We start from the raw sequence: 305 nt of genomic DNA, 5'->3' as shown, positions 1-305 counted from the left end.
CGGCAAAGTCACCCTTCGCTACGGCGGCGTCGGCTCTATTAAGTGCCAGCCGCAATTTGCCTCGTCACAACGTCAAAAACCGCGTGAGTTAAAAAAGCTATGGCAAGAATGCAATATTCCACCTTGGCGACGCCAACAAATCCCACTGATTTTTTATGATGAAGTGTTAGTCGCCGCCATCGGCTTATGGATAGATAAACGTTATGTAGCGCAAACCGGTGAACAAGGGATTAGTTTTTTGATAAAAAGCGCTAAAAAATGATAAAGAGCGATAAAGAGCGATAAAGAGCGATAGAGAGTGATAT

Annotated in this window: 1 protein-coding gene; it reads left to right on the top strand. The window is 44.3% G+C overall.

All coding sequences use genetic code 11. From position 1 onward, the window contains the following. A partial coding sequence (gene tilS / locus AAEY78_RS12495; protein WP_352339659.1) for a tRNA lysidine(34) synthetase TilS occupies positions 1-262 on the top strand: 262 nt, incomplete at its 5' end. Between the last annotated feature and the right edge of the window lie 43 nt (positions 263-305).

The organism is Psychrobacter sp. 16-MNA-CIBAN-0192 (genome assembly GCF_040309565.1).
Classification (GTDB): Bacteria; Pseudomonadota; Gammaproteobacteria; order Pseudomonadales; family Moraxellaceae; genus Psychrobacter.
This window is presented reverse-complemented; position numbering and strand designations above follow the sequence as displayed.